Raw genomic sequence first — 7,251 nt, 5'->3', positions numbered from 1 at the left:
CCAAAGGGGTCGGGTTTTTATATGTTCGTACGGGCACGAGCCTCTCCCCACTGCTTTTAGGCGGAGGGCAGGAACGAGGGCTCCGTTCTGGTACCGAAAACCTTCCTGGCATCGCCGGACTGGCCAAGGCCCTTGAGACCGCTAAGACGGGAATTCAAAAAGAGGCGGTTGATCTCGCAAAACTCCGGGACTCCCTGTGGGATGCGCTTTTCCATTCCCTGGACGGCCTTCACCTCAACGGACATGCGACGTCAAGGCTTCCCGGCACACTGAACCTCTCGATCGATGGGGTTAAAAGTTCGGATCTGATTCCCTTGCTGAATCAAAAGGGGATCTTTGTCTCGGCGTCGGCCGCCTGTACCACGTCAAGCATCCGCCCCTCTCATGTGCTTTCGGCCATGGGTGTTTCGCTTCGCCACGCCGCGGGGACGCTGAGAATATCCCTTGGCCGCTCAACCCGGGAAGAGGATCTCCCCTATATCGTGAATGCCCTATCTTCCTCTGTAAACCAGTTGCGAAGGAGCCGAACATGATCGTGATTCCGGCCATTGACCTCAAGAACGGTAAATGTGTCCGCCTGGTCCAGGGGAACATGGATCAGGAGACGGTTTATTCGGACAACCCTTTACAGATGGCCAGGCGCTGGGAGAAGCTCGGCGCCGAGCTTCTGCATCTGGTGGACCTCGACGGAGCGGTTGAAGGGACGCCTAAAAATCTGGATCTGATCCAGGAAATGGTCAAGGGGCTTTTCATGCCGGTCGAGGTGGGAGGGGGCATCCGCAGCCTGGAGACGATCGACTCTTATATCCGTGCGGGCGCCATGCGTGTGGTGATCGGAACACGCGCCGTGGAAGATCCTGATTTTCTCACCGAGGCCTGCCGGAGATTTCCCGGAAAGATCCTCGCAGGCATCGATGCCAGGAACGGATACGTGGCCGTACACGGATGGACAAAGGTCACCGAACGGCCGGCCACGGATCTTGCCCGAGAGATCCAGGGACAGGGGGTCTCAGCCGTGATTTTTACGGACATTCATCGTGACGGGATGCAGACCGGCCCGAACATCGAAAGCACCCGGGCCCTCGCCGAGTCCATTTCCATCCCGGTCATCGCCTCCGGGGGGATCTCCTCTCTTGAGGACGTCCGGGCCTTAATGCGGATTGAGCCCTGCGGGGTCATCGGCGCCATTACAGGAAGGGCGCTCTACACCGGCGCTCTGGATTTGAGAGAGGCCATGGCCTTGACCAAGAGAGGAGGATAGACCCGTGCTGGCTAAACGCATCATCCCATGTCTCGATGTCAAAGAGGGCCGGGTGGTCAAGGGAATCAAATTCTTAGGCCTTAAGGACGCGGGAGATCCTGTGGAAACAGCCCGCCTGTATGACAAACAGGGGGCCGACGAGCTGGCGTTCCTCGACATCACGGCCTCCCATGAAAAAAGGGGGATCATCCTCGACGTGGTCGCGCGTACCGCCGAGGAGGTCTTTATGCCGTTAACCGTAGGCGGCGGAATCTCAACGCTGGATCATATCCGAGCGCTTTTAAACGCCGGGGCCGACAAGGTCTCGATCAATACAGCCGCTGTAAAACGTCCGGAATTCATCCGCGAGGCCTCCAAGCGTTTCGGCAGTCAATGTATCGTCGTGGCCATTGATGCCAAGAGGGTTACGGATACTCCTGCGGCATGGGAGATCTACACCCACGGCGGGAGAAATCCCACGGGAATCGATGCCCTGGAGTGGGCAGGCAAGATGGAGGCCATGGGGGCCGGGGAATTCCTGGTCACCAGTATGGACCGGGACGGGACAAGAGACGGATACGATAATGAACTGAACCGGGCCATCGCAGAGAGGACCGGAATCCCGCTCATCGCTTCGGGCGGAGTGGGCGCCCTTGAGCATCTCTACGACGGAATCAAAGAGGGGATGGCCGATGCCGTACTCGCCGCTTCGATCTTTCATTACCGTGAATATACAGTAAGAGCGGTCAAGGAATATCTTCGATCCCGGGGGGTTGCAGTAAGACTTTGAAGAGGATCCATCCCTGACCGACGAGTCTAAGTGGTCCTGTTCGTAAATATGGTGACGTACCGAGAGGGTCGTAGGGCGGTCTCATCAAGGCGCGCGACTCAGCGCGTACCCCTCTGGTACGCCGCAAGGAGCGGAACTTTGATCCGACCGCCCTACGACCCTCGAATGCCACCGTATTTACGAATAGGGCCACTAAGGGAGTCTTCAACCATCATCCCGTCAAAGCGGAGGCATCCATGAAATACCGTTTGTGGCTGATCCTGTTCCTGTTGATCATGATTGCGGCCTGCTGCCTGAAACCGAACGTTCCCTGTATCCCGATCTTGTAACCTGCCGGATTCTTCAGACAGGAAACCATCTTGTCTCCCTGGGGAGGGGTTGGTCTGTTCGGGCCTGCATGCAAAATGAGCAGGCGTACGGCTTCATCCTGCCTAAAAAAAAACATGATTTCACTTGCAAACAGAAAACATTATGGTATATTAATGAAAATAATTACAAAGAACTACCCTTCAATTTAAAACTTCAGGGCGGTGTTTTAAATTTCAAGAACATCTGCCTTGTAAAAAAACGCTATGTTTTTCATTACTTGGGCTAAGAGGCCCTCTTGGGTTTTTAGATACGGCATGCAGCATGGATCCATCAGGCATCTTTCCACTGCGGGACGCAGGAACCATGATTCAGGACGAAAAAAACATCTCTCTGGTACTCAATGGTTTATATGGAAGAGAACCGATTCTCAGACAAACCGTTGCACTCTGCCAAAGGAGGGGTCGACATGGGGAATACCATTCTTTTCGTGGACGATGAAGCGGTCATCTTAAAAGCCCTGCAGGCGGTTTTTTCTCGAGAAGGATTCCAGACCCTCACCGCCTTAAGCGGTGAGGATGCCATCAAGATCCTTTCCCGGGAAGATGTGGATGTCGTAGTTTCCGATGAAAGGATGCCCGGCATATCCGGGATAGAACTCCTTTCCATGGTCAAGGAGAAATACCCTGATAAAATCCGCATTGTCCTGACCGCTTACGCCGAACTGAACACCATCCTCTCGGCCATCAACCAAGTGGAGGCACACCGGTTGATCATCAAACCTTATAAAAATGAGGACTTTGTACAAACCGTAAGAACCCTGCTGGAAAGAAAAAAAACCTGCCAGGAAAAAGAAAATGCCTTAAAGCGCGCTGAACGCGAGGCGGCTTTTGCCTTCCAGGCCGCCAAAATCATGTGCAACAGGCAATTATCCGAGCATGAAAAATACACTCAAATCGTCGACATCCTTAAAAACTATATCCGCGCCTCAACCCTTTCCCTGATGCTTCTCAATCCCGAGAGAAACGAGATCGTGGTCAAGGCCGCGACCAATAAAAAAATTGTCGGCTTAAGGCGCCCCCTCAGCGACCATTCCATCTCTTCATGGGTCGCTCGAGAGGGGCGGGCTTATCTATGCAATGGAACCGTTGATCAGGATCAACCATCGGCTTTTGTCCCGCACGACCAGACCTTGACGCGTTATCAAACCAAGGCCTTTCTTTGTATTCCGGTAAAAGATGATACCAGGACCGTCGGCGTCTTTAACGTCACAGACCATGAGGAAGGAACCATCTCATCTTCTACGGAAAAAACCGTGTCCCACCTGATGAGATGGGTCGGCGCGATGATCCAGACTGCAAGTTCGAGTGGATCTGGTTGAGAGGTCCTGTTCAGGAAAGTCCGGCGGTCTCTTCTGCTGAGAGGCTTGAGGTAATGGAGGAGATGAACCGGTTTTTATTCTTGTCGTAATTTGCCAGGTTTAAAATCCTCTGTGTTTCGATCTGGTTCCCCTCTTGATCATAAAGGATTCTGACCTTAGGCCGGAGGGCGTTCCTTGGATGGATCTCGTGAACCACTCCGATCTCACCGGTATCGAGTCTGACATAGTCCCCTACAGGGTAGAGGTTGGATATCCTGGCAAATACGTTAAACAGGAAAGGATCGATCTGCATCACAGACATCCTCCGCAGGGTCTCTTCTTTAGAGACTTCGGTCCTGTAGGCCCGGTTCGTTCGGAGGGCATCAAAAATATCCGCTATGGAAGTCATTCTTGAATACAGGTGGGGACTGCCCTCTTTGTGAATAAGTGGATATCCGCCACCTCCGTTATACCACATATGATGTTCAAAGGCCACAATGGGGACCATATCCGGCATCCCCGGGACCTTCATCAGCATGCCGGCGCCATGGACCGGATGTTCCTTGATGACGGCAAACTCTTCATCCGTGAGTTCTCCTTCTTTCTGCAGGATCTCCAGGGGAATCAAAAGCTTGCCGGTATCGTGAAGCAGGGCGGCCAATCCTAATTCTCTGAGCTGCTGCGGTGTAAAGCCGAGGATCCGGCCCATGGCCAGGGTCAAGGTGGATACATTTAAAATATGCGTATAGGTATATTCGTCGTGCTTTTTTATCCGGGCGACAATCGGGACAGCATCATCCTCCAAGATCATTCCGCTCAGAATATTCTCAATGATCTCCTTGGCCAGATCGAACTCGATCAGATTCTTCTCTCGAGCCTGTGAAACCAGCGCCTGGGAGGATGCCAGGAACTCTTTAACCACGCTGACCCCGTCGAGGTCAAGGCAGGCGCCGCTTTGACCAAAATCCGCAACCGATGCCTCAAATTTGAACCTGCCCGACAGGATATGGGGCCATTCCCCCTGCCGGAGCCGGTTCTCCGGGCGTTTATCCTGCTCTTTCTCCTTGCCGGCAGAAAACACTGAAAAGAATTGAATGATTTCATGTTCATCAACACCGGAGAGAAAAACGATCTTTTCAATCCCCCGTTCCTGCACCAGCCGGTTCAGCCCCGGTATGGAACCTTCTATGTGGCGCAGTTGTTTTCCAAGGACCATCAGGTCGTTTCCCAAAAAACCCACGGTCACCCGGTCGGTCTCGGAAAGCAGCTCCCTCAGAATCTCAAGCAGCCTATGGGTTCCATCCTTAATCAGGGGATGGTTGGACGGATACAGGGTGAAGGAACGGCAGAGCGAGGAGAAGGCCTTCCCGAGATTCTCCGCAGGCTCTGAAGAAAAAGGGCTCTGCCCGGCTGCCTTTTGAGAGGCATCGACGCCTGCATCCTGTATGGTCATGGTTTTAGCCGTCGAGCTCATGTCAACCCTTTCAGGACCTGACAGCATATCTCTTGAACCCTTTTGTCCCTGTCCTCAAGCCCATCCTGCAGGACCTTTCTCGATTTCGGTGTGCCGATCCGCTTGAGCGCCTGTGCCGCGATGGTCCGAAGACGGGGTTCTGCCAGGTTATTCCGATTCAGGAGGATCTTGCGGATAGGATGAACCGCACGGTCACTCCCAAAAGACGATAGGGTATAAATAACCTCACGCTGGATCCTATAGTCCCTGCTGTATAAAAGCGGCACGAGATCCTCGATGCGGGAGGGATCCCCTATCTTGCCGAGAATCATGACCAGGTTGCGCACCAGAAACCAGCGGTCGTCACTTAAGGATGGAATAATGGCCGGAAGGGCATCCTGTCCGATATCAACAAGGAGGAGGGAAAGCCTTTTCCTTCCTGCAATACTGCGCTCTTCTCCAAGCTGTCGAACTAAAAAAACCGGCAGTCCCTGTCTGCAGTAGGAAAATATTTTTTTCAGCATCGAGAGATCATCACTCCCCATGTTCCCGATCTCGCGAATCAGGGGGGCGATCCAAGCGCTTTCTTCGTCTAAAGCAAGCGCTGCATCCATCTTTTTCTTTTTTAAAGGGGGAATCTGAACACCCTGATGAAAAACGGATTCAAGGGTCTTTAAAATCTGCTTCATATCCCGTTTTCGGGCGTATTCAGAAAGACAAGACCGAAGTTCGGCGAGGGGGCCGTCTATCAGGTCCTCGCGGGTCTCTTCTAAAATAAGGTCACAGAGCATCTCTCTTCGGATTTGTTTAAGAACGCCCGGATGGAGCGATGACTGAACCTCATGCAGATAGTCCATGCCGATGCTCTCCCTCAGGTCTTCAAGATGATACGCATGAAGATGATCGAGGACCTGATGATATTCATGCGACATGAATTGATCTTCCGATCCGGAAAGAATAAATTTTCTGATTTGTTCCCAGACCTCCGGGGAATAGACGGCAGAGGATTTCTTTTTGGCGTATTGATCGGCAATGCTTAGAAGGGACCCTTCTCTGGTTTTGTCTTTCAAAACATTTTGAAAGGTCGTGGAAATTCTGTTGTCTATCTTTCCTTTAAGGACCACTGCGCCGGCCAGGACATGGAGAAGCATCTCATCCGAATAATTCACCAAGGCCTCCTCCATGCCGCCGTTTGAACCTGAAGATGCAGGTTCTCCGGAAAGGGCCAGGCCGGCAAGGTTCTTTGAGAAGGTCTCCTGTTCTGAAGAAGGCAGTCTGCTGAATATCTCTTGTTGAATTTTAGACATGGTTTTCGAGATGTCGGGGGTCCCTTCCGCAGATGAACCTTCAAGGCTTTTCTGGATCCGGGTTCGAAATATCCTGTATTGGGAAGGATCTTGAAAGGATCCCGCCATTTTTCTTAGTGCGCCTTCATTGACTTCTTGCCCCTGTCTTATCAGGGCCATCCAGAGATCCGTGTGACTCTGATCGGGCGCTGCCGAGGGTTCCTGTTCCAATATCTTCCGGTAATCGACCATGGTCAGAGAAATTTTAGAGATGCCGGCCTCCTGCAAGGACTCCCGAATGCTCTGATCTCCTGAAATGGCCTGCTGTGCCCTGGACAAACACCTTAAAAACAGACCCAGGTCGTTCTGCGTGAGGCCGGAATCTATCTTGACGGTCAGGATCCCTTGCTGATGAAGCCTTCCGGCAAGATCCGTATCAAGCCGGTGTTCCTTTTCATCTTCCGTAAAGACGATGAGTTCCTCCTCGGAGACCCCGAAATAAACAGAACCTCGATCCTTTAAAAGGTCTTCTATTTTTTTATACGTTCGCTCGAGTGCCGGACCTCTTGCCGGATGCCCCTTCGGATAAAGGGCAAATATCCTCAGACAGGCGGAGGTCTCCCTTAAAAATCCCTGAATCTCATCAAGATACAACTGTTCATTCATGGTCGGTTTGTACACAGCGGATCTCTCCTGTTATTTAAAATTATAACATCCCTTCTTTGTTTTGTGCATTTTTTTACCGGGCTGCAAAAATCAACTTCATGATGAAATCTCCTTCACAAAGAAAGATATTGTGATCAAAAGAAAAATATG

At 52.0% G+C, this 7,251-nt stretch carries 6 protein-coding genes and 1 pseudogene; 5 read left to right on the top strand and 2 right to left on the bottom strand.

From position 1 onward, the window contains the following. The 5 genes and pseudogenes from AUK29_05200 (at nt 1) to AUK29_05180 (ending at nt 3,717) form a co-directional block, all read left to right on the top strand. Nucleotides 1-533 (top strand): annotated as a pseudogene (locus tag AUK29_05200) (hypothetical protein). After that, nucleotides 530-1,261: a 1-(5-phosphoribosyl)-5-[(5-phosphoribosylamino)methylideneamino]imidazole-4-carboxamide isomerase gene (locus AUK29_05195; protein ID OIP64253.1), complete on the top strand. Its 732-nt coding sequence runs from the start codon at nt 530-532 to the stop codon at nt 1,259-1,261. The pseudogene AUK29_05200 and the gene AUK29_05195 overlap by 4 nt, the downstream one beginning before the upstream one ends. A 4-nt stretch (nt 1,262-1,265) precedes the next feature. Beyond that, a complete protein-coding gene (locus tag AUK29_05190; GenBank protein ID OIP64252.1) occupies nt 1,266-2,030 on the top strand; it encodes an imidazole glycerol phosphate synthase subunit HisF in 765 nt (254 codons plus the stop codon). A 397-nt stretch (nt 2,031-2,427) separates the two neighbouring features. Then, nucleotides 2,428-2,625: a hypothetical protein gene (locus tag AUK29_05185; GenBank protein OIP64251.1), complete on the top strand. Its 198-nt coding sequence runs from the start codon at nt 2,428-2,430 to the stop codon at nt 2,623-2,625. 180 nt (nt 2,626-2,805) lie between these two features. After that, complete coding sequence (locus AUK29_05180; protein OIP64250.1) at nt 2,806-3,717, top strand: hypothetical protein; 912 nt, start codon at nt 2,806-2,808, stop codon at nt 3,715-3,717. A gap of 10 nt (nt 3,718-3,727) precedes the next feature. Here the strand turns inward: AUK29_05180 and AUK29_05175 are convergent, their stop codons facing one another. Together AUK29_05175 and AUK29_05170 are read right to left on the bottom strand one after the other, a co-directional pair. Next, complete coding sequence (locus tag AUK29_05175; GenBank protein OIP64249.1) at nt 3,728-5,170, bottom strand: hypothetical protein; 1,443 nt, start codon at nt 5,168-5,170, stop codon at nt 3,728-3,730. Continuing rightward, nucleotides 5,167-7,101, bottom strand: coding sequence for a hypothetical protein (locus AUK29_05170; protein ID OIP64248.1), 1,935 nt, complete (start codon nt 7,099-7,101; stop codon nt 5,167-5,169). The genes AUK29_05175 and AUK29_05170 overlap by 4 nt, the downstream gene beginning before the upstream one ends. Nucleotides 7,102-7,251 lie beyond the last annotated feature (150 nt).

The organism is Nitrospirae bacterium CG2_30_53_67 (assembly GCA_001873285.1).
In the GTDB taxonomy this organism is placed as follows: domain Bacteria; phylum CG2-30-53-67; class CG2-30-53-67; order CG2-30-53-67; family CG2-30-53-67; genus CG2-30-53-67.
This window is presented reverse-complemented; position numbering and strand designations above follow the sequence as displayed.

What these genes read in the sequence shown, in the direction of transcription:
- AUK29_05195 (OIP64253.1), top strand. Translation starts at nt 530, where the DNA reads ATGATCGTGATTCCGGCCATTGACCTCAAGAACGGTAAATGTGTCCGC.
- AUK29_05185 (OIP64251.1), top strand. Translation starts at nt 2,428, where the DNA reads ATGCAAAATGAGCAGGCGTACGGCTTCATCCTGCCTAAAAAAAAACAT.
- AUK29_05180 (OIP64250.1), top strand. Translation starts at nt 2,806, where the DNA reads ATGGGGAATACCATTCTTTTCGTGGACGATGAAGCGGTCATCTTAAAA.
- AUK29_05175 (OIP64249.1), bottom strand. Translation starts at nt 5,170, where the DNA reads ATGAGCTCGACGGCTAAAACCATGACCATACAGGATGCAGGCGTCGAT.
- AUK29_05170 (OIP64248.1), bottom strand. Translation starts at nt 7,101, where the DNA reads ATGAATGAACAGTTGTATCTTGATGAGATTCAGGGATTTTTAAGGGAG.